At 58.2% G+C, this 20430-nt stretch carries 22 protein-coding genes and 1 CRISPR repeat array; of the genes, 12 read left to right on the top strand and 10 right to left on the bottom strand.

What is annotated here, in order from left to right:
* The first annotated feature begins 10 nt into the window (after positions 1–10).
* Complete coding sequence (locus J122_RS10795; RefSeq protein WP_061332313.1) at positions 11–688, top strand: hypothetical protein; 678 nt, start codon at positions 11–13, stop codon at positions 686–688.
* Here J122_RS10795 and J122_RS10800 read toward each other — a convergent pair.
* Entirely contained in the window at positions 661–2073 is a 1413-nt protein-coding gene (locus J122_RS10800) for a pectin acetylesterase-family hydrolase (RefSeq protein WP_061332314.1), read from the bottom strand. The two genes, J122_RS10795 and J122_RS10800, sit on opposite strands and share 28 nt — an antisense overlap.
* A 164-nt stretch (positions 2074–2237) precedes the next feature.
* Positions 2238–3302 carry a DNA polymerase IV gene (dinB, locus tag J122_RS10805; RefSeq protein ID WP_061332315.1) on the bottom strand — a complete coding sequence of 355 codons (1065 nt, stop codon included), beginning with the start codon at positions 3300–3302 and terminating at the stop codon, positions 2238–2240.
* A 115-nt stretch (positions 3303–3417) separates the two neighbouring features.
* Here dinB and J122_RS10810 point away from each other — a divergent pair, with 115 nt between their 5' ends.
* From J122_RS10810 to minE, 5 genes are all read left to right on the top strand, one after another.
* Positions 3418–3696, top strand: coding sequence for a DUF1244 domain-containing protein (locus J122_RS10810; protein WP_058091762.1), 279 nt, complete (start codon positions 3418–3420; stop codon positions 3694–3696).
* Positions 3696–4058 carry a HopJ type III effector protein gene (locus tag J122_RS10815; protein WP_061332316.1) on the top strand — a complete coding sequence of 121 codons (363 nt, stop codon included), beginning with the start codon at positions 3696–3698 and terminating at the stop codon, positions 4056–4058. Before J122_RS10810 ends, J122_RS10815 begins: the two co-directional genes overlap by 1 nt.
* Before the next feature lie 23 nt (positions 4059–4081).
* On the top strand, positions 4082–4846 hold the full coding sequence (gene minC, locus J122_RS10820; protein ID WP_061332317.1) for a septum site-determining protein MinC: 765 nt from the start codon (positions 4082–4084) through the stop codon (positions 4844–4846).
* Positions 4847–4910: 64 nt separating this feature from the next.
* Positions 4911–5723 carry a septum site-determining protein MinD gene (minD, locus tag J122_RS10825; RefSeq protein WP_061332318.1) on the top strand — a complete coding sequence of 271 codons (813 nt, stop codon included), beginning with the start codon at positions 4911–4913 and terminating at the stop codon, positions 5721–5723.
* A gap of 3 nt (positions 5724–5726) precedes the next feature.
* The gene (gene minE / locus J122_RS10830) at positions 5727–5978 is read left to right on the top strand and encodes a cell division topological specificity factor MinE (RefSeq protein ID WP_061332319.1); all 252 of its coding nucleotides are present in this window, start codon (positions 5727–5729) and stop codon (positions 5976–5978) included.
* Between the two features lie 14 nt (positions 5979–5992).
* Here minE and J122_RS10835 read toward each other — a convergent pair whose 3' ends face one another.
* On the bottom strand, positions 5993–7000 hold the full coding sequence (locus tag J122_RS10835; protein ID WP_061332337.1) for a DUF2804 domain-containing protein: 1008 nt from the start codon (positions 6998–7000) through the stop codon (positions 5993–5995).
* Positions 7001–7137: 137 nt separating this feature from the next.
* Here J122_RS10835 and J122_RS10840 point away from each other — a divergent pair, with 137 nt between their 5' ends.
* The 3 genes from J122_RS10840 to J122_RS10850 all read left to right on the top strand — a co-directional run bounded on the left by J122_RS10840 (position 7138) and on the right by J122_RS10850 (position 9868).
* Positions 7138–7872 carry an START domain-containing protein gene (locus tag J122_RS10840; protein WP_061332320.1) on the top strand — a complete coding sequence of 245 codons (735 nt, stop codon included), beginning with the start codon at positions 7138–7140 and terminating at the stop codon, positions 7870–7872.
* A gap of 94 nt (positions 7873–7966) precedes the next feature.
* Complete coding sequence (locus tag J122_RS10845) at positions 7967–8458, top strand: HPP family protein (RefSeq protein ID WP_058091756.1); 492 nt, start codon at positions 7967–7969, stop codon at positions 8456–8458.
* A 24-nt stretch (positions 8459–8482) separates the two neighbouring features.
* Positions 8483–9868, top strand: a complete 1386-nt coding sequence (locus tag J122_RS10850) for a PhoH family protein (RefSeq protein ID WP_061332321.1) — start codon at positions 8483–8485, stop codon at positions 9866–9868.
* A gap of 2 nt (positions 9869–9870) precedes the next feature.
* On the opposite strand, the gene J122_RS10855 is transcribed toward J122_RS10850, so the two are convergent.
* Entirely contained in the window at positions 9871–10854 is a 984-nt protein-coding gene (locus J122_RS10855; protein WP_227510172.1) for an AraC family transcriptional regulator, read from the bottom strand.
* A gap of 114 nt (positions 10855–10968) precedes the next feature.
* Between J122_RS10855 and J122_RS10860 the strand changes: the two genes are divergently transcribed.
* Genes J122_RS10860 through J122_RS10870 form a run of 3 tightly spaced genes read left to right on the top strand, consistent with a single transcriptional unit; the run spans position 10969 to position 15429 of the window.
* Positions 10969–12582: an FAD-binding dehydrogenase gene (locus J122_RS10860; protein ID WP_061332323.1), complete on the top strand. Its 1614-nt coding sequence runs from the start codon at positions 10969–10971 to the stop codon at positions 12580–12582.
* A 4-nt stretch (positions 12583–12586) separates the two neighbouring features.
* Positions 12587–13774: an L-lactate dehydrogenase gene (locus J122_RS10865; protein WP_061332324.1), complete on the top strand. Its 1188-nt coding sequence runs from the start codon at positions 12587–12589 to the stop codon at positions 13772–13774.
* Complete coding sequence (locus J122_RS10870; protein ID WP_061332325.1) at positions 13771–15429, top strand: acetolactate synthase large subunit; 1659 nt, start codon at positions 13771–13773, stop codon at positions 15427–15429. Before J122_RS10865 ends, J122_RS10870 begins: the two co-directional genes overlap by 4 nt.
* A 51-nt stretch (positions 15430–15480) precedes the next feature.
* On the opposite strand, the gene J122_RS10875 is transcribed toward J122_RS10870, so the two are convergent.
* From J122_RS10875 to J122_RS24790, 6 genes are all read right to left on the bottom strand, one after another.
* The gene (locus J122_RS10875; RefSeq protein ID WP_061332326.1) at positions 15481–15969 is read right to left on the bottom strand and encodes a hypothetical protein; all 489 of its coding nucleotides are present in this window, start codon (positions 15967–15969) and stop codon (positions 15481–15483) included.
* Positions 15970–16308: a hypothetical protein gene (locus J122_RS10880; RefSeq protein WP_061332327.1), complete on the bottom strand. Its 339-nt coding sequence runs from the start codon at positions 16306–16308 to the stop codon at positions 15970–15972.
* A 311-nt stretch (positions 16309–16619) separates the two neighbouring features.
* The gene (locus J122_RS10885; protein ID WP_082780561.1) at positions 16620–17270 is read right to left on the bottom strand and encodes a DUF2931 family protein; all 651 of its coding nucleotides are present in this window, start codon (positions 17268–17270) and stop codon (positions 16620–16622) included.
* A 2-nt stretch (positions 17271–17272) separates the two neighbouring features.
* Positions 17273–17887: a DUF2931 family protein gene (locus tag J122_RS10890; RefSeq protein WP_197463842.1), complete on the bottom strand. Its 615-nt coding sequence runs from the start codon at positions 17885–17887 to the stop codon at positions 17273–17275.
* Entirely contained in the window at positions 17877–19628 is a 1752-nt protein-coding gene (locus J122_RS21150) for a type VI secretion system PAAR protein (protein WP_156471749.1), read from the bottom strand. Before J122_RS21150 ends, J122_RS10890 begins: the two co-directional genes overlap by 11 nt.
* Before the next feature lie 286 nt (positions 19629–19914).
* A CRISPR array of direct repeats spans positions 19915–20242; the repeat unit is 28 nt; unit sequence TTTCTGAGCTGCCTGTACGGCAGTGAAG.
* Between the two features lie 61 nt (positions 20243–20303).
* Positions 20304–20430 (bottom strand): ATP-binding protein (locus J122_RS24790; RefSeq protein ID WP_227510175.1); only part of this gene is annotated, 127 nt, incomplete at its 5' end.

Consider the following 20430-nt stretch of genomic DNA (forward strand, 5'->3'; position numbering starts at 1 on the left):
GGAGCCCGTCATGAAGCACGGAAAACCCTTCATCATTGCCGTGGCCACCGCAGCAGCACTGGTGTTACTCTGGCCTGAACCGGCCGACACACCGCCAGGGCAGGTCGACGACGGTGCCCCCAATGATCCCCTTTCACACGCCCCTGCCGACACGCCAGTACCGATCGATCTGACCCCCGAGCAACAGGCATTGCTGGAAGACCCCAGAGTCATTCAGTTCGCCCAACGACTCGATTTCGAGGAAGAGCTGCAACGCTTTTTCCAGGAAGCAGCCGAACTGGACGCCCAGCAACGACAGAACCGGGCCGACCAACTGGAACAGCAGCTGGCCCGCTACGAGCAGGAAACCCAGGTCAGCGCGCCAGAAGCGCTCATGGTGAGGCTCGCCCTGCTACAGCTGCTGGAGCAGGACGAAGCGGCCGCCAAGGCGGCGGCCACAGAACTGATCGAACGCTATCAGGCCCGGTCTGAGGCGCGCCTTGAGGCCTGGCGGTCGGCCCCTAAACCCGAGTTTGATCGCTACAAGGTCCGGGAGAAAGAGATTGTTGAAGAGGTCATGGCCCTGGACCGAATACCCGGAGGGCTGACCCGAGACCAGTATCTGCGTCAACGCCTGCTAGAAGCGCGGATCGAGACCATGGGCCAGCCCGAACCAGACCCTCAGAGCAACTGGTCCAGCGACCAGTAGAGCAGATTGAACGGTTTGTTGTAATCCGCCACCGTGTCGGTCTCTGAAGCCTGCATAACCGAACCGCTGCCGTTCATCACGTTGTTCACGAAGTGGTCCAGTTCCAGGCCCAGTTCCTGAATATCCGAATTGGCGAACTCGATGATTGAGGTGCAGTGGCTTTCATTCACATCCCGGAACATGGGCAGGTAGTAACCAAAGTTATCCAGCCCGGCCAGGGTATTTTTCAGGCGTTCGGTATCCTGCGCCCATTTCTGGTGAAGCAGGGCCTCCTTGGTAGCCTGATCCGGCGCCTGTTCGATGTCATCGAAGAAACGTTCGTAGGAGTAGGATGAGTAATTCAGATCGCGCCAGAAATGAGTATGCCCCATGCGATCCTGAGGTAATGCACTGGCCAGGGCGGGATACAGCGACCCCAGGTCATTCAGGTTTAATCCGGGCAAACCAGACTTCAGATAGGCCAGAGGCCCATTGTCCTGATCCAGCCCCCACACCTGCCGGATCAAACCCTGCAGCAAGACCGAGGGGTACTGTTGTGGATCTGCCCCTACCGGCGCACTGAATGCCGGCCCGGAGTCGTTGATCAGAAAACTGCGGGTGGGCGCCATGTCCCGGCGGGCCGGATAATAGTTTGTCAAGCCACCGATGCCACCTGCGCTGCAGCCAGTTGTCAGCATCTGCCCGGGCCGCTGGAGATTGTCTTTCAACCAGGAAATCACCGCCCGGCTATTACGCAGCCCGTTGTGGTGCCAGACCAATGGTTCAGCCTCACCCTCCGGGTCCTGGTACACCGCTACCCGGTCACCGGAGTAGATGTCGCCAGTGCAGTAAGGCACGTAGACCATATTCCAGTTCTGGGTTTTCACCCGGCTCCAGGGGTGCAGGCGCACCACAAACGGGCTGACCAGGCTTGCGCCGGGGTTCAACAACGACAGGTAGTCGTCCGGTATGCCATCGGGGTTCCGGGCACCACGAATGCCAGTCTGACCGCTGCAACTTTCATAGTCCCAGCAGGCACCGCCGCCTTCAAAATAAACCACCGTATTGGAGGTGTTGGGCACCCGGTTTACAAAGAACTTGTATTCGGAACCGTTGCCACATACCGCCCCGGTTTCCGGCGCCAGTGGAACCGTCTGCCACTGGTAGTAGGCACCGGGCGAAAAGCCGTCGTTGTACCCAGGCGGATTTGCCAGCAGGGGGTATTCTCCCTGGCGTTGGTCAGAGGTAACCGGATTATCCGCTCCGGGAGGCGCAACCAGATTGCCGAGGGTTCGCCAGAACCCGTAGTCGCCAAGTTCCGCAGCGGCGGGGGCGGCAAAGGCTAATAATAACAACCCGGCCAGCGCGCTATGGCGACACCGGGACCACCTGTCAGGCTTGTTCATTTTTTGCTCTCCTGCACTTGTTATTTTAATGGGCGGGCCTGGCCCGCAACGATTACAGCAGGAAATCGTCAACCTAAAACTAGATATGACACAATGTCACGTCAAAGAGAGCGCAAGACCGATTTACACTAAAAAAGGCGGGGATATAGCCACTTGGGAAAAGATCAGTCGAACAGCCTCAGCTGGGTAACCGGTGCCTCATCGTTGCGAAAACGCACGCCCACCCCCAACAAACGGACCGGGCGATCGGCCCGGGTAACCAGCTCATCCAGCAGGGGCTGGTAATCGGCAACCTCGGGTTCGGCCACCGACTCCCGTACCCGCTCCAGGGTATGGGTTGAAAAATCACTGTAGCGAATCTTCACAAACAATTTGTGGATGGGTTTCTGCCGCCCCTTCCTGGCGAGTCTCAGATTGAGATCCGCCACCAGGGCGGGCATCACGGTTTCACAGGCGGTCTTATCCGGCAGATCCTGGGAAAACGTCCGCTCCACGCTGACCGATTTCGCCACCCGCGAAACGATTACCGGCCGCTCATCCCGGCCTGCGGCCATTTCAAACAACCGGTAGCCCTGCTTGCCGAATTTCTCAATCAGGGTGTCCACCCCCAGCAACTGCATGTCACCGCAGGTTTTCACGCCCATGGAATGCAGCTTGGCGGCGGTCACCTGGCCCACACCGAACAGTTTTTCCACCGGCAGGGATTCGACAAATTCCGGCACCTGCTCCGGCGTGATCACAAACAGGCCGTCGGGCTTGCGCCAGTCACTGGCAATCTTGGCCAGGAACTTGTTCGGGGCCACGCCGGCGGAGATGGTAATACCTACCTCCTGGCGGACCCTCTCCCGCAGGTATCGGGCCATCAGGGTGGCGCTGCCACGGTGATCCGTTATGTCCGACACATCCAGGAAGGCTTCATCCAGCGACAGGGGTTCCACCAGATCGGTCATTTCCCGGAGAATGGCCATTACCTGCTGAGACGCCGCCCGATATCGCGCCATGTCCAGCGGCACGGTCACCAACCCCGGGCACAGCCTGCGGGCTTCACTGCCGGGCATGGCCGAGCGCACACCAAAGGCCCGTGCCCGGTAGTTGCAGGTGGTCACCACGCCCCGGCCCTCGGCGCCGCCAACCGCCAGGGGCACGTCCCTCAGCGTTGGGTCGTCGCGCATCTCGACCGCCGCATAGAAGCAGTCGCAATCCACATGAATGATCTTGCGCTGGGGCATGGTCCGTGGGCTCGCGTAAACAATCTGTACATTTATACAGCCTTGTATCTTAAGCTAACATGCAGAGAATGTCAGGAACCCTAACACCAAACCGGAACGTCTTCTGCGAGGCCCCATGACCAACCCCATACCCGAGTCTGACCGCACTGAGATCGAAGCCGCTGCTTTCAGGCGCCTGGTGGAGCATTTACGCCAGAATACCGACGTGCAGAACATTGACCTGATGAACCTGGCGGGCTTCTGCCGCAACTGCCTGTCCAAATGGTACCGGGCAGAAGCACAGGAAAGAGGCTTTGAGCTATCCGATCCGGACGCCCGGGAAGAAATCTACGGCATGCCCTATGAGCAGTGGAAAGAAAAATATCAGATTGGTCCGAAGCAGGATCACAAATAATGAACGTCAATGAGGCAGTACGCATCCACCTGGCTTCCCTCGACGCGGGCCACGCCAATTTTGATGACACCCTGGCGCTGATCGACCAGCATTTCGAGTTTCAGCCCACGGGCTTCAACAATGGCCCGGTGCGAAACGATGCCGGTGAAAACGCCGGTTCCTGCCGGGTGTTCGCACTGGGCCAGTACTGCAACCTGAGCGAGGCGGACACCCTGAACCTGTTCGCCCAACACTATCAACAGGTGCTGGGCGACCCTGCGGGCGACAGTCACGGAAACATCCGCCAGTTCATCAGCACGGGCTGGTCTGGCATCCGGTTTGATCAGCAGCCACTGCGAGCCCGCAACGAACCCAACCAGTAAGCCACCAGGGAAGACACTGATTCATGAGCGATACCGCCGCCTCCGGGCTAAAACAGAGTTTCCAGCTGAAAAGTGCCTCTGTTTCGCTGACAGCCCTGGAACTTTATTACTTCGACAACGACGAGTTCGAAGCCAATCTCCGGGACAAGATCAGCCAGGCTCCGGGATTTTTCAAAGATATCCCCCTGGTGATCAGCCTGGAGAAATACGAGGGGCTGGACAGTGAGCTGGACTTCTTCAAGATGATCGGTACCTGCCGCCGCCATAACATCCATGTGATTGGCGTTCGTGCCGGCAACGACGACCAGCGCCGCCTGGCTCGAGGAGCCTCACTGGCCCTGTTTCCTGGCAGCAGCCTGCGGGAACAGGCACCGGCCCGGACAAAGCCTGATGAGGCCTCCAGTCCGGAAGCCGAGACCTCCAGCCCCGCTGACGTTCCCACCAGCGAACCGGCTGCGGCCAAGATCGTCAGCCAAACCGTTCGCTCGGGCCAGCAGGTCTATGCGCCGGAAGGGGACCTGATCATCCTGGCCCCGGTTCAGGCCGGTGCCGAAGTGCTCGCCGCAGGCAATATCCACGTGTACGGACCACTCAGGGGGCGGGCGTTGGCAGGCATCCATGGGGCTGAAACCGCCCGGGTATTCTGCCAGTCACTTGAAGCAGAGCTTGTGTCCATCGCCGGACACTATAAAATCTCCGAAGATCTTCAGGACAATGGCTGGAAAAGCGCTGTGCAGATCCAGCTCAGGGACGACCTGCTGGTGGTGACGCCACTGGACAAGGCCTGATGTTGTGACAGCCAATAACAACGTTGAAGACATGACGAATCCACTGCGAAACAGGAACTGAACCTTGGCTAGAATCATTGTCGTTACCTCAGGAAAGGGCGGCGTTGGCAAAACCACCACCAGCGCCTCAATCAGTACCGGCCTTGCCAAGCGCGGCCACAAGACCGTCGTAATCGACTTCGATGTGGGCCTGCGCAACCTCGATCTGATCATGAATTGTGAGCGCCGCGTGGTCTATGACTTCGTCAACGTGATCCAGGGCGAAGCCACACTCAACCAGGCGCTGATCAAAGACAAGCGGGTAGACACGCTGTTTATTCTGCCCGCCTCCCAGACCCGTGAGAAAGAAGCACTGACCAAAGACGGTGTGGAAAAGGTCATCAACGAGCTGTCGGAAACCTTCGACTACATCGTGTGTGACTCGCCGGCCGGGATCGAACACGGCGCTCTGATGGCTCTGTACTATGCCGATGAGGCCATTGTAGTCACCAACCCGGAAGTCTCTTCTGTACGGGATTCCGACCGAATCCTGGGCATCCTCCAGAGCAAGTCGCGGCGCGCCGAGATGGGACAGGACCCGGTCAAGGAACACCTGCTGCTGACCCGCTACAACCCTGACCGGGTAGAGCGTGGCGAGATGCTGTCGGTGACCGATGTCGAAGAAATTCTGGCGATACCGCTGTTAGGCGTGATCCCGGAGAGCCAGGTGGTACTGAACGCCTCCAACCAGGGCCTGCCAGTGATTCTGGAAGACCAGAGCGATGCCGGCCAGGCCTATGACGACGCCGTTGCCCGGCTTCTGGGAGAGGAGCGCGAACATCGCTTCATGACCTCCCAGAAAAAAGGTTTCTTCTCACGGATGTTCAAAGGGGGCTAAGGGATGAGTTTTCTGGATTATTTCCGAAGCAAGAAGACCAATACTGCGAGCGTTGCTAAAGAACGGTTGCAGATTATCGTGGCCCACGAACGGGGCCAGCGTGACATGCCGGATTACCTGCCACAGCTCCAGAAGGAGCTGTTGGACGTAATTCGCAAATATGTCCAGATCAGTGACGATATGGTTCAGGTGGACGTGGACCGTAACGAAAGTTGCTCGGTACTGGAGCTGAACGTCACCCTGCCGGAAAAGTAATCGCTGCGCCCGCCTTACCAGCGGGCATAGTGGTCTTCCATCAGTCCCCGCAGCCCGTCTACGGGGACTGACTGGCCCGCCTCATCTCTGACCGTTCCCCGGAAGGTGCCCACAAACTGCCGGAAATTGGAGGCAAGCACGCCAGCGTTCAGCCGTTCCTTGCGCGTGCCTGCAGGCACAAAACTCAGGTCCACCAGGCCATCCTCGGTGGTAACCCGCCAATCGGCACCCGGCCGATATCGGTCAAATTCGAAGCGGGCGGCGCCCAGCTTCACACACCGGCCATCCAGCCACAGGGCGTTCTCGGTCATCCCGGTTTCATTCACACCGGCCGCCAGATTAAGCCCCACAGACACCCCCTGCTCGGTTACCCCGGCCAGACAGGCCCAATTCCAGGCAGTTTCCCGGCGCATGAAGCCACAACTCCAATCAATAGAGCCGCGGGTTTGCTCATCACAGCGCCATACCTGCTGGCCCCAACGCACCTCCCCCTCAACCGGGACCCCGGCGGATTTGCGGGTAAAAACCCAGCCATTGTAGCCTGCCGGGCAGACCAGCCTGAGGGGTTGGTCAGTGTCTCGGAGTTCCAGGTCCACCCGAATATTTCCCGGGGCCGTCACCCGGATGTTACGGCCGCCAGTGGCCGGTTCGATGGCCAGCGACACGTCACCTTTGCGGAACCGGGCATGACCATGTTCAGGATAGGGTTCAATATCAGTGTGCCTGGCCAGCGGCTGCATGAATGACTGCTCAAACATTTGACCGCTTTCAAAATCAAACAGATAGAAAAAACCGTTGCCCACCAGTTTCAGGTCCACGATCGCCATGCCGAACACCCAGCCCGGTGCCATGGCGCTGACAAACTGGAACTGATTGAACCGCCAGCGCCGGGCCAATCGGGACCGGGGCCGGTCCATGACCGTACGCAGGTCATAATCCATATAGTTGATGGTCTCAACCGGCTGCTCCATCACACCCGGTGCTATTCTGCCCTTGGCATCAATCAGGTTCTTCAGGGTCATAATAATCGTCAGATCAGGCCATTCATGAGTTGTGGCGCACCAGTACGCTACCTGGTTCACAATCCCATATTCCCGCCAAAAAGCAGAAACCGGCACCATGTTAGACTCAGCGCACCTTCATCAAGGAAGTGTAGCTTATGACAATAATCAGAGCCCATGGCTTCAAGGGCATTATGGTGGGTGTGGTAAGCACCCTCATATTCCTGACCCTGCCCGGCCTGGCCAGCGATCACCCTTCACTCCCGCCGGAGGATGCCCAGGAGTGGACCCTGCGCAAGGAAGTCGACAACATTCGCATTTACACCATGGACCAGAGCAATTCCGGGTTTCAGGCCTTCAAGGCCGTGGCCAATCTGGACGTTCCCCTGGAAAACCTGATGGCAGTGATGATCAATCCCGAATCCTGCAAGGAATGGGTCCATAACTGCACCGAATCCTATGCCTTTGGCCAGGGCGACTTCCACGATCGCTATGCTTACTCCGTCAACGATATGCCCTGGCCGGTGACTGACCGTGATTACGTGTTGCGCATACGCACCCGGGGCAACGGCGACACCGGCGAAGTGGTGATGGACCTGAATGCCGTGCCGGGTATGCGGGCCGAATTCAACAGCCGGGTTCGGGTTGATCGCTCAGACACCCTTTACCGTTTCACCCCGGACGGCGACAAAACCCGTATGGTCTGGGTTCAGCACACGGAACCCAACGGAGCTCTCCCCGGTTGGCTAGTGAATAATCTGCTGGTCGACATTCCAGTGAAGTCCCTGCAAGCGCTGGAGGCCGTGGCCAAAGAAGACAAGTATCAGGGCTACCAACTTGAATGGGGCGAGAACGGCAATCTTCAGGCGGTCGTCCCCGCTGACCAGCCGTGACCAAGGGTTGATCAAGACACAGAGACAGGGGTGACGGACAGCCAAGGAACGGCTAAGCTTCATCAAAAGGACTGCAAATGGAAGAAGCCCACCAATGAGCGTTCTCGCCCATGAGATCATGACCCCGACCGTTAAAGCCGTACCGCACCACTGGACCATGGACCGGCTGGCGCGTTTTCTGACGGACAACGAAATCACCGGCAGCCCGGTAACAGACGACAACGGCGACATCATCGGCATCGCCACCCTCAAAGACATCACCGAATTCCGCTGGAACGCCAGCCGCACCGGTGATCAACCGCAGCTGACCCCCGAGGAACAGGAAGAAGCCCGTCGGCTACGCATGGTTATCTTTGAAGAGATGGGCAAAGTGCCGGTTGAAGTGCGCGATATCATGACACCCATCGTGCTTTCGGTTGACGAAGATACCCCGGTGCGAGACATTGCCAATATCATGATGCGCGAACACCTGCACCGTATTTTTGTCACCAGGGACTCAAAAATTACCGGTATCATAACCACTTACGATATGCTGAAGCTGATTTCCCAGAAGGAACTGACGCAACGCTGCGCCGAGAACGACTGAGCCACCAGAGAGGTAGCCCTACCTATGCCAAGAGCACCGCAAGCTCGCCGAAAAATGTACGTCCTCGACACCAACGTCCTGATTCACGACCCGAACGCCCTCCTGAATTTTGAAGAACACGACGTCATCATTCCGATGACGGTTCTCGAAGAACTCGACAGCCTCAAATCCGGCAAACAGACCGTCGCCGCCGATTGCCGCCAGGCCATTCGCAACATCGACAAATTGTTGGGCGACGCCAGCCCGAAAGTGATTGAAAAAGGTGTGCCGATTGTTCGCGGCAAAAAGGCGGAGCCTTTGGGCACCCTGTCGATCATCATGAGCACCGAGGGCATCGGCAATCATTCCCTGCCGGAACACCTGAACGACAACAAGATCATCAATACCCTGGCCGCCCTGCAGGCCCGGCACAAATCCCGCGACATCATCCTGGTCAGCAAAGACATCAACATGCGCCTGAAAGCCCGGGGCTTTGGCGTAGAGGCCCAGGACTACCACAATGATCAGCTGCTAGATGACATTGATCTTTTACCCAAAGGCTACAAGGAGTTCCAGAACTCCTTCTGGGATAACATCGCCAAGGTAGAAACGGTACAGCGTGAAGGGGTCACCGAACACCTGCTCAAACGTGAGGGCGAACTGGCCAGACTGAACATCAACGAGTTCGTGATTGATGAGCACGGTTTTGTCGGCCAGGTGGTGGACATCTCCGACGACCAGCTGGTGATCAAAGACCTGCACCAACACGACCTGATGAACGAGGAAGTCTGGGGGCTGGTGCCACGGGATATCTACCAGGCCATGGCTCTGCACCTGCTGCTGGACCCGGACATCCACCTGGTCAACCTGACCGGCTCCGCCGGCTCTGGCAAAACCATCCTGGCCCTGGCTGCCTGCATTGAAATGACCGTGGCCAGCAAGCTTTACAAGCGCATTATCGCCACCCGGTCCACCCAGGGGCTGGACGAAGACATCGGCTTTTTGCCTGGCACCGAGGCGGAGAAAATGGAGCCCTGGCTGGGCGCCATCGTGGACAACCTGGAAGCCCTGCACGAAGACGATGAGAACATGACCGCCAGCGTCGACTACATCCTCAGCAAAGTGCCGCTGCACTTCAAATCCATGAACTACATCCGCGGCCGCAGCTTCCAGCACAGCCTCATCATAATTGACGAGTCCCAGAACCTGACCCCGCACCAGATCAAAACCATCATCACCCGTGCCGGTAACGGCTCCAAGGTGATTTGCCTGGGCAACCTGGCGCAGATTGATACGCCTTACCTCAGCCCGCTAAGCTCCGGCCTGACCTACATGACCGAGCGCTTCAAGGGCTTCCGCCACGGAGGCCACATTCACCTGCAAGGTGTACCGAGGTCGGTGCTGGCGGAGTTCGCCGAAGCCAACCTGTAAGCCTAAACTGCCTCCAGCTTGCGCCAGCGCGCCGGGGGCATCCCCGTCCAGCGGTGGAAGGCCCGGTAGAAGGTACTCGGTTCGGCGAAGCCGAGCGATAGTGCAATATCCGCCAGGGACTGGCGGGATTCTCGCACGGCCGCCAGGGCAAGTTCCTGGCGCACCTCATCCAGCAAGCTGTTAAACGTGTAACCCTGAGTCTCCAGCCTGCGCGCCAGCGTCCGCTCACTGATACCCAACGCTCCCGCTGCCTCTGCCCGACGGGGCAAGGTTGGCCCGACACGTGCCACCAGCCATTGCCGCAGATCCTCTGCCGACACCGCTCCCTTTTCCAGGGCGGCCAGGCGCCCGGCATTGTATTGCTCGTGTACCTGAGCCAGGGCCGGGTCTGCCTGTGGCAGAGGCTTGTCCAGCATCTCATGACTCACCAGCAAACCGCTGAATGCCTGTTCAAAATCCACCGGGCAGCCAAACACCTCCCGATAACCGCGAACCGGCCCCAACCGGGCCTGACTGAACTGAACCCGCACCGGCCGCACCGCCGATCCCGCTATCCAGTCTGTCAGGCTCACCACCGCCGACAATACGGCCTCAATCTGGTGCGGACTGAATGCCAGCCGGCCCTGCCTTGGATGGTAGACAATCCAGGTACCCCGACTACCGGGCAACATCTGGAAGCGCCCACCGTCAGAGATCAGGCGCTGATATTTCTGCACCAGGGTAATGGCTTCGCGCAGCGTCGCCGCACTCTGCATGGCAAAACTGACGGCATCGATGCTGGCCGGGCGCACGCCCGTGCCCACTTTCAGGCCAAAGCCGGGATCGTGGGTACAGCGCTCGGCAGCGTGCCAGAGCCGGGTAATGAAATCGATGGGCCAGCGCTCCCAGGCCAGTGCCTGTGCTGGCAAGCCCGCAGTTTCGAGCAACACAGTGTCGCCAACCCCCAGACGGCGAGCGGCATCGATCACGGTGTTGACCCATCCCATGGAAACAGTGGCTTCTAAAGTCAATTATTCTGGCCTCTGAAGTCAATTCAGATCCGATCATAGCGTTATATGGTCTGTAACAACAAAACCAAAAACACAGCTTGGACATGCACCATGGCAAAACCTGATTGCTCAGACATCCTGATTGCCGGCGGCGGCCTGGCGGGCATGGTTACCGCCCTCGAAGCCCTGCGGGCGGGCAAGACTGTTACCATCGTTGACCGGGACACTCCCGAACGCTTTGGCGGCCTCGCGTTGTGGGCCTTTGGTGGCATGGCGCTGATCGACACCCCACTGCAGCGGCGTATGGGAATTGCCGACTCGCCGGAACTGGCCCTCCAGGACTGGCTGCGCTTTGGTGAACTGGACCCCAATGATGAATGGCCCATGCAATGGGCCCGCTACTACGTTGAACACTCCCGTTCCGACGTGCACGACTGGCTCGCCAACGAGGGCATTAAATTCATGCCGGCGGTGAACTGGGTAGAACGTGGCCGGTTTGGCGATGGCAATAGTGTGCCCCGCTACCATGTTACCTGGGGCACCTCCCGGGAATTGGTGCGCTGCATGGTTAACGCCCTGCATGAGGAAAATGCCAGCGGCCGCCTCACCATTCATCACCGCCACCGGATCACCGGGCTGGACCATCAGGCAGGTGAGGTCTGCGGCGCCATTGCCATCAACGAGGAAACCGGCAAAGAGGTCCGGTTTGAGGCTACCAGTGTGGTGCTGGCCATGGGCGGCATCAACGGCAGCCACGCCGAATGCCGGGCCAATTGGCCCAAACATCGCCCGCAACCGGCCACCATGCTTAACGGTGCCCACCCGTTTGCCGATGGCAAACTGCACCACTGGGCCAAAGATCACCTGGGCGCGCGCATTACCCACGCCGGCGAAATGTGGAACTACGCGGCGGGCTTTCCCCACCCCTACCCGCATTTCCCGGGCCATGGCCTGTCTACCATTCCATGTAAATCCGCGCTCTGGCTGAACCACCGGGGCGAGCGCATCGGGCCGGAGCCCCTGGTGACCGGCTTCGATACCCACTGGCTTTGCCAGCGCGTGGCCGAACAGGAAAAACCCTGGACCTGGCACCTGCTGAACCGGCGTATCGCCCTGAAAGAATTTGCCATCTCCGGTGCCGAACACAACGCCCGCATCCGGGACAAGCAATTCCCCCTGTTCCTGAAAGAACTGCTGCTGGGTAACAAACCGCTGGTGAATCAGATGCAGAACGAAAGCCGTCACTTCCTGGTGGACGACACTCTGGAAGGGCTGGCGAAGAAAATGAATGCCCTGACCTGCTCTCTGGACATTGACGCTGCCACCCTGAAAGCCACCGCCGATGCCTTCGATGCCAATTTCAGCAAAGGCAGCCAACTGAACAACGATCCGCAAATCCGCATGATTCGCCACGCCCGCCAATGGGGGCCGGACCGGCTGCGTACCTGCAAACCGGCGCCGCTGCAGAAGCCAGGGGCCGGCCCCTTCATCGCCATCCACATGCAACTGACCACCCGCAAGAGCCTGGGCGGCCTGCGTACCGACCTGCAAAGCCGGGTGCTGGATGCCAGCGGCCAGCCCATCCGAGGCCTGTACTGTGTGGGTGAAGCGGCCGGTTTTGGTGGCGGCGGCAGCAACGGCAAGCGATCACTGGAAGGCACCTTCCTGCCCGGTTGCATTCTGACTGCCCGGGCGGCCGCCCGTTCCATCACCAACGGAGGCTGACACCATGCCCCTGAGTTATCCGGCCACTGCCGCCGATTACCAGATCCTCGCCCGCCGTAAACTGCCCCGTTTCCTGGCAGACTACCTGGACGGCGGTGCCACCGAAGAGCAAACCCTGCGGGCCAATGTCAGCGGTTGGCAGGATATCGCCCTGCGCCAGCGTGTTCTGATTGATGTCGACAACGTAGACACCCGCGCCCAGCTGGCCGGCCAATCCTGCAGCATGCCAGTGGCCCTGGCGCCCCTGGGGCTGGCCGGCATGATGGCACAGCGGGGAGAAGCCCAGGCGGTAAGGGCAGCCAATGCCGCCGAGGTACCGTTCACCCTATCCACCGTTGGCATCTGCCCGCTGGACGAAGTGAAAGCCGCCGCCAATGCACCCTTCTGGTTCCAGTTGTACATGATTCGTGACCGGGAGTACGTGGACACTCTGCTGAAAAAAGCCTGGAATGCCGGCTGCCAGACCCTGATTTTCACCATCGACCTGCCCCTACCTGGCCCCAGACACCGGGACACCCGCAACGGTCTGGACAGCAGCGGTGCCCGTTCCGTCGCCCTCAAGGCACAGCAACTGCTGTCGCGGCCGGGATGGCTTTGGCAAGTGGCCATAAAAGGCAAACCGCTGACCTTCGGCAACCTGAGCGACGCAGTGCCAGAGGCCAGCAATCTGGATTCGTTCAAACAGTGGGTGGATACCCAGTTTGATGCCTCCGTTACCTGGCAGGCCATCGAATGGCTGCGGGAACGCTGGCCCGGCAAGCTGATCCTCAAAGGCATTCTGGAGGTGGACGATGCCAAAGCAGCCGTCAACGTGGGTGCCGATGGCATCGTGGTCTCCAACCACGGCGGTCGCCAGCTCGACGGTGTGGCCGCCACCGCCAGCAAACTCCCTGATATCGTTGCCGCCGTTGGTAAAGACACCGAGATCCTGGTGGATGGCGGCATCCGCAACGGCGTGGACGTTTTCCGCGCCCTCGCCCTGGGGGCTAACGGCGTGATGGTTGGCCGCCCCTGGGCCTGGGCCCTGGCGGCGGAAGGCCAGGCCGGATTAACCCGACTCCTGAACACCTGGCAGCAGGAACTGAAACTGGCCATGACCCTGACCGGCGTCACCCGAATTGCTGACATCAGCGCGGCCCACCTGGATCTGCCAAACACACACAAATTGACCCAAGCTGGAGAACAACAATGACCAACGGCGCTCAGGCACTCATGAAAACCCTGGTGGATTCGGGTATTGAAGTCTGCTTTACCAACCCCGGCACCAGCGAAATGCATTTTGTCGCCGCCCTGGACAGCGAACCCAAGATGCGAGCGGTACTGGCCCTGTTTGAAGGCGTCGCTACCGGTGCCGCCGACGGCTACGCCCGGATGGCTGACAAACCCGCTGCCACCTTGCTGCACCTGGGCTGCGGCCTGGGCAACGGCCTGGCCAATCTGCACAACGCCCGCAAAGGCAAGGTGCCGGTGGTCAACATTGTTGGCGACCATGCCACCTACCATGTTAAATACGACGCCCAGTTGCAGTCTGACATCGAAACCGTGGCCCGCAACATCTCCCCCAATTTTGTGCGCACGTCACAAAGCACCGAAGCCCTTTGCCAGGACGCCGCCGAAGCCATCACTGCGGCCCGGGGTTTGCCGGGCCAGGTAGCCACGCTGATTCTGCCGGCGGACGTGTCCTGGGGCGAAGGCGGCAAACCTTGTGCAGCACCAACACAGCCGCAGGCACCGGCGGCCGATGACCACGCCGTTCAGGCCGCCGCCGAGGCCATTGGCAGTGGCAAGAAAACCGCTCTGCTGCTGGGTGGCCGGGCGCTGCGTGAGCCCGCCCTGCTGGAAGCAGCCCGCATTGCCGCCCACAACGGGGTCACCCTGTTTGCTGAAACCTTCCCGACCCGCATTGAACGGGGCGCCGGCCTGCCGCCGGTGGAGCGGATTGCCTATCTGGCAGAACTCGCTACCCTGCAGCTCTCCGAGTTCGACCATCTGATTCTGGTGGACGCCAAGGCGCCGGTCTCCTTCTTCGCCTACCCGGGAAAACAGAGTTACCTGGTGCCGGACAACTGCACAGCGCACACCCTGAGCACGCCGGAACAGGATGCCACCGCCAGCCTCAAGAAGCTGGCCGATACCCTCGGTGCCAGCAGCGCTCAACCAAAGCTGCAGGCGCCTGGCCGCCCCGGACTGCCGAAAGGCAAACTCACCGCTGAAAAGGTGTGTCGGGCGGTGGGCGAACTGATGCCCGAGAACAGCGTCATTGTGGACGAATCCATCACCTCCGGCCTGATGCTCAACGCCATGACCGCCGGCTCGCCGAGGCACGACATGATCACCCTCACCGGCGGTGCCATCGGGCAAGGCATGCCGAACGCGGTCGGTGCGGCCATCGCCTGCCCCGACCGCCAGGTTTACGCACTGATCGGTGACGGCACCGCCATGTACACCAACCAGGCCCTGTGGACCATGGCCCGGGAAAACCTGAACGTGACCACCATTATCTTCAACAACGCCTCCTACTCCATCCTGAACGTGGAGCTGGAACGGGTTGGTGCAGAAGAAGCCGGGGCCAAGGCCAAGTCTCAACTCGACATCAGTGGCCCGGTGACCAATTACGCGCTGCTGGCCCAGAGCATGGGGGTGCACGGCACCCGGGTGACCACCGCCGAAGAACTGATCAAAGCCATGGAATACGCCAAACACAACCCCGGCCCACACCTGATCGAAGCGGTGGTGCCAGAATCTTTGAATGGCGTGAAAAGAAAGGTTCTGCCCTGGCTGCTGAAATCGCTGCCGAGCCTGCCAAGGCCACTGACCAAGGCGCTTAAGAAGAAAATTGCGCCCTGAGGGGCTAATTAGAAAGGGCGCAGCCACTGGAGAATGGCTGCGCCCTTTGGATCAGAAAACACCCAACTCATCCAAAATTTTTAGTGCATCGAAAGGCTCGTCAAAATAATGATAATTCGCCAGTTCAGCCAACATATCTGGAGGAAGGTTGTTTAAATGTTCGTAGAAGCCCCAAGATGACACGTGAAGTAGAAATTGCTTGTCAGCGGCATACGTTTTAGTAGCCTCACTCACATCACGGGACTCGAGTATGGCTCCGACGATGAACGATGCATCACCTATTTCAGGCATCGTGCAGTTATGGAGGGATATAGAGCTTTTAGACACGAGAAAGCGCCTCACATCATCGTCGTCATACCTTCTCAGTACATCTAATGCATCGTCTCCCGGTGAATATCTATTACTCTCGACCCTTTCGCATGCAACCAATTTTTCCTCGTACTTCTGTAATTTCAGGTCAATAGTTCTCCTGGCGAAATCAGGGCCTTCAGCCAAAATAAGCCCTGGGAAAAGAAGACAGATAATCATTACACGTTTCATTTATATACCTCCTGTGCAGCCGCTATAGATAGCCTTCCAGAACTGACGCTGCTCATAGCTCTTACCAGGAGACAAGTATTGCATTCTAGCTTCCTTTTCTATTGATTTTCTTACAATATCTCCTGCCTGAGACATTGCTTTCGTGAAAAGAACGAAGTCAAAGCCACTGATATTGAAGGTCGCTTGTGCCGAATTATTTCCAAGAAATATCGTTGCCAACGCCCCTGCGGGCATTATAATTTCGAGCATATTCCCTGCCCTTTGTCTTCTGCGAATATCCTCGATGGTTTCCCAATCATCATAATCAAGCTTTAGTCCAGTAATATCAGGACATTCCATTTTTTCCTCCTTGAGTAACACCGTCCATTTGTTGCATTCAAGAGACTATCCCCGATCCAGCTCCATGTACATCCGTGTATTTGCGACAGGTAGCGAGGGCATAACGTACAGCTTCTACGCACGTATGAGGCGCGACGCCATGCCCCAAACCGGCCAGCCTTTCGGGCCTCCCGCCATGGACACGGCGAAGTCGTACTTGCGGGGTTCCAAGGAACAGATCGAAGCAAAGATTGGTAGCAGGATGAAGAAGATCGCTCCAATAGCCGGGCCCTTACGCATGCGCCACTCCTGTCTCCTTATCCATGGAACGGCTACCACGGAGACGGCATACTTCCCTCATCAACCAACTCCTGAGTTTGCAATCGGTAGCCGCTCGGATCCCCTTCAACCACGTCAGCCTGGACGTTCTCGATCAGCGGCGTGTGGAAATCGTGGCTGCGATCGTAATTGCAGGTGGAGCAAAAAGCCTTCCACCAGGCAAGCGCTTCTCCCTTACCTGAAAACCCAACAATCAGAGTATGGCTATAGTCATCAAGCGGATAGTCCCGATACCATTTGCGTAGTTTGTCATCAAGATCCTCTGGCAGCGATACGGTAACGTCATAGAATGTCTGGGTCCGGTAGGAGAACCAGCGGGCATGCACGCTGCTGGGTGCAGGCTTGGGACCCAATACGGCCACACCGCCCATTGGAGGATGTTGATCAAAGCCGTGTTCAATTCCACCAGCCGGCACTCTCCAGGATTGATCAACGATTACTTCTTCAACCCACACGGGCCATCCTTCAGGCCCTCCCGCCACGGACACGGCAAAGTCGTACTTTCGGGGTTCCGATGAGCAGGCTGCCATCCAGAGCGATAATAGAATAACTAATGCGGATCTTCGAAGAGCGTCAGAATGAGCGCGCCGGCACACGTTAACTGACTGGTTCGCTCGGCCATGAAGTATCTTAATTTTCAACATTGCTACTTGGGCGATGAATCAGCCATACCAGTCGGTAATGGAATCGTACCTTCTCTGACATGCTGATAGGTTATGTCCTCGTACCACGCAGGATTACCCTCAACAACTTCGGCGACAACGTTTTCTGCCAGAGGTATGTGAAAGTCGTGGCTGCGGTCGTAATTACAGGTGTTACAGAACGCCTCCCACCAGGCGAGTGCTTCTCCCTTACCCGAAAACCCAACAATCAGAGTATGGTTGTAGTCATCAAGCGGGTAGTCCCGATACCACTGGCGTAAATTGCCATCGAGGTCATCGGGTAGCGAGAAAGTGACCTCATAGAACGTTTGGGTTCGGAAAGAAAACCAGCGGGCCTGCACGGTTCTGGGGGCAGGTTTAGGACTTATCCCCACGACGCCCCCTCCCGGGGGGATATGGTCATAACCACCACGCAGTGACCCGCCACGAGCGCTCCACGTTCCATCGAATGTGATGTCTTCAACCCAAACCGGCCAGCCTTTCGGGCCTCCCGCCACGGACACGGCGAAGTCGTACTTGCGGGCCTCCGATGAGCATGCTGTTACCATGATCAGTAGCAGGATTGAAAAAGCGGCTCTTGCAATGGTCTTACTGTGCACTCGCTACTCCTCTATTGGACGGAACTATGGCTTGGGTTGGCCGGTTCTGAAAGATCGACCGTTGACCAGTAGGCTCTGGGTCTAGCCCAAATTTGTAGATGCTATGGGAGGTATGGATAAATCCACCCAGATATTTCCGAGAAGCTTCCAGTGACCCTCCCGATGACTGCCAGGATTCGATAGCCGATTGCAGAGTGGCCGGCAAGGCGTGATCAGGATTAGACCGGTTTAGGTCATCAACGGGAACACCGCCGATCACGGCAAAATCATGCATCCTATGCAGGTTATAGATAGCTAGTTCCTTACGAGTATGCCTACGCTCCTGCACGTGGATATCGCCGTTTGGCTGGGGCACTGCTACCACCGTCCGGCCTGGGCGCGCGTACTTCGCCTCAAGCTGCGGAATCGCTGTGCGCTGGGTATGGCCGCCGTCCGCAAGACCCGAGTGGATGCCCAGAACGATCTTCTCAATATTCTCGAAACCCTTGTCCGGATTTTCATAACCGCCGCCCACATCGGAATGGGCACCCGGTACGGCTATTTCCGTAAAGTGTGATGGCCCATTACCGCTGGCATTCATAATACTGCTCAATGGGAAATTCTTGCGGATCTCATGATGGGCCGTAAGGTGCACCACCCGTTCGGCACTGCTGGGCGAAAGGTTCAAGTTAAAGTCCAGGTTGGCGTTGTCTCCGGGCAGGTAAAAACTACCCACAGTGTCAAACAGGCCAACAAAATTGACCCGCACCTTCACACCAGACGGGAAAGCGGGTACGGGTGTAACGCCAACCATTGGGGAGAACAAAGAGGCACCCTTAAACTGGGGCAGCAGGACCGTTTCCGGTTGTCCATTGATCAGATTGACAAAATGCCGGGCCAAGGCCGCGCCCCGGCTGAAGCCGAAGACATCAAAGACTACTTCTTCATAGTCCCCGGCAAAGATATCTCTTCGCATCCGTTCGAGTGCAAAGCTAATTCTGTCATGCCCACCTTCGGGCCCAATGCCCAAACCCAAGCCCATGAGGTCCTCCGAGGCCTCAAAGCCATTCGGAGTGTGCTGGCCGTCAATGGTGCCTGGTCCATTCACGTAGATTCTTCGATAGTTGCTGCCAAGGCCATCGTCACGATACAGGTCATACAACTTCGCCACATTCGTCACATCGCGGTTCGCCAGGATCTGGTCATTGCCCCGATGGTTGCCAGTGCCATCAAAAAACACCCCCAGGCGAAGGGTTTTGCCAGACTCGTCAATAGCCTTGGTGGCCTGAGAAGGGGTTGCGGCTGAGCCAGCCCCTCCACCATCGTGGCTGGACGTGCTACTGCGCAGCTGCGCGCCGGAAGAGGCCCGCATGCCGTTTGTATGGTTTTTTGCTGTACTGGAGTCTGAGCTCAAAGGCGCAGAGTGAGAATTTGCCCCCGAAACACCAGAGAATGGCAATGGCGCATGGGTATCGCCAACCACCACGCTACTACTGCCAATGGTGACTCCACCACAGGAAATCGCACCACCGGTTGTGGCAACGGGTAACCCGTTAATGAAAACCGTGCTTGAACCGGAAGCGATAGTACGCGGATGAGGGGAATGCTTGGGTTTGGAGTGCGGGGCAAGTTGGTCACCTACCCGAGCGACGGGCTTGCCGTCGATGAATACATCCGGGGAACCGTTGATTACCGGGGTGGGCGGGAAACCCTCATGGTCGGTACCTAGATCCCCCAACAGCACAACTTTCTTGCCGCTCATGGCTTTGCTCCTTGCCTCTTCCTTGATACCCCAATAATCCCGGGGCTCCTTGACGGGCAATCCTGCCCTTATGCCAGCTTTATTCAGATCGCATGTGTTCCGTATATATGCAAACTAGAGTGTATCAGCACCGCTCGGCCTGAAGGAAGCATCTACGCAATCGGAAACTGAGCACAATGGCGGCAACTCCTCATGCACCACAGCGCTCAAGCCTTTCCCGAGCAACGAACGATGAGCTTAGTACGGCAGTGAAGTGCAGGCTTTCCGGTTTCAGCGGGGCGCTGGGTTTCTGAGCTGCCTGTACGGCAGTGAAGTTGCGGGGTCCCCGTGGTACTCCCCTATTCCTTTTCTGAGCTGCCTGTACGGCAGTGAAGGCGTAGATGCCGCGAATAGCCGTGCGGCCGATTTTCTGAGCTGCCTGTACGGCAGTGAAGAGGTATGAGCCGGAAAGACTGGGCCGCGTTCATTTCTGAGCTGCCTGTACGGCAGTGAAGGACGGCGCCACGCCCGACCGCCGCACGCGCCTTTTCTGAGCTGCCTGTACGGCAGTGAAGCTGACTTTTCCCGGTTCCGGTATCCCCCAGCATTTCTGAGCTGCCTGTACGGCAGTGAAGATTGTCTGGCGTCAACTATCTTGTCCGGTCCGCGACAACTATGATGGCCGGTTGAGTGGTCTTACTTTTTACTCTTTCCAGCCTGCTTAAGCTGTTGCTGTCGTCGGTAGCTTTCCCCCTCTAATTCGATAATTGTCGCGTGGTGTATCAGGCGGTCTACGGCGGCTACGGTCATCATGTTATCCGGG

This window comes from Marinobacter excellens LAMA 842, assembly GCF_001574445.1.
Taxonomy (GTDB): Bacteria; Pseudomonadota; Gammaproteobacteria; order Pseudomonadales; family Oleiphilaceae; genus Marinobacter; species Marinobacter shengliensis.

What these genes read in the sequence shown, in the direction of transcription:
- J122_RS10795 (WP_061332313.1), top strand. Translation starts at nt 11, where the DNA reads ATGAAGCACGGAAAACCCTTCATCATTGCCGTGGCCACCGCAGCAGCA.
- J122_RS10800 (WP_061332314.1), bottom strand. Translation starts at nt 2,073, where the DNA reads ATGAACAAGCCTGACAGGTGGTCCCGGTGTCGCCATAGCGCGCTGGCC.
- dinB (WP_061332315.1), bottom strand. Translation starts at nt 3,302, where the DNA reads ATGCCCCAGCGCAAGATCATTCATGTGGATTGCGACTGCTTCTATGCG.
- J122_RS10810 (WP_058091762.1), top strand. Translation starts at nt 3,418, where the DNA reads ATGACCAACCCCATACCCGAGTCTGACCGCACTGAGATCGAAGCCGCT.
- J122_RS10815 (WP_061332316.1), top strand. Translation starts at nt 3,696, where the DNA reads ATGAACGTCAATGAGGCAGTACGCATCCACCTGGCTTCCCTCGACGCG.
- minC (WP_061332317.1), top strand. Translation starts at nt 4,082, where the DNA reads ATGAGCGATACCGCCGCCTCCGGGCTAAAACAGAGTTTCCAGCTGAAA.
- minE (WP_061332319.1), top strand. Translation starts at nt 5,727, where the DNA reads ATGAGTTTTCTGGATTATTTCCGAAGCAAGAAGACCAATACTGCGAGC.
- J122_RS10835 (WP_061332337.1), bottom strand. Translation starts at nt 7,000, where the DNA reads ATGACCCTGAAGAACCTGATTGATGCCAAGGGCAGAATAGCACCGGGT.
- J122_RS10840 (WP_061332320.1), top strand. Translation starts at nt 7,138, where the DNA reads ATGACAATAATCAGAGCCCATGGCTTCAAGGGCATTATGGTGGGTGTG.
- J122_RS10845 (WP_058091756.1), top strand. Translation starts at nt 7,967, where the DNA reads ATGAGCGTTCTCGCCCATGAGATCATGACCCCGACCGTTAAAGCCGTA.
- J122_RS10850 (WP_061332321.1), top strand. Translation starts at nt 8,483, where the DNA reads ATGCCAAGAGCACCGCAAGCTCGCCGAAAAATGTACGTCCTCGACACC.
- J122_RS10855 (WP_227510172.1), bottom strand. Translation starts at nt 10,854, where the DNA reads ATGGGATGGGTCAACACCGTGATCGATGCCGCTCGCCGTCTGGGGGTT.
- J122_RS10860 (WP_061332323.1), top strand. Translation starts at nt 10,969, where the DNA reads ATGGCAAAACCTGATTGCTCAGACATCCTGATTGCCGGCGGCGGCCTG.
- J122_RS10865 (WP_061332324.1), top strand. Translation starts at nt 12,587, where the DNA reads ATGCCCCTGAGTTATCCGGCCACTGCCGCCGATTACCAGATCCTCGCC.
- J122_RS10870 (WP_061332325.1), top strand. Translation starts at nt 13,771, where the DNA reads ATGACCAACGGCGCTCAGGCACTCATGAAAACCCTGGTGGATTCGGGT.
- J122_RS10875 (WP_061332326.1), bottom strand. Translation starts at nt 15,969, where the DNA reads ATGAAACGTGTAATGATTATCTGTCTTCTTTTCCCAGGGCTTATTTTG.
- J122_RS10880 (WP_061332327.1), bottom strand. Translation starts at nt 16,308, where the DNA reads ATGGAATGTCCTGATATTACTGGACTAAAGCTTGATTATGATGATTGG.
- J122_RS10885 (WP_082780561.1), bottom strand. Translation starts at nt 17,270, where the DNA reads ATGTTGAAAATTAAGATACTTCATGGCCGAGCGAACCAGTCAGTTAAC.
- J122_RS21150 (WP_156471749.1), bottom strand. Translation starts at nt 19,628, where the DNA reads ATGAGCGGCAAGAAAGTTGTGCTGTTGGGGGATCTAGGTACCGACCAT.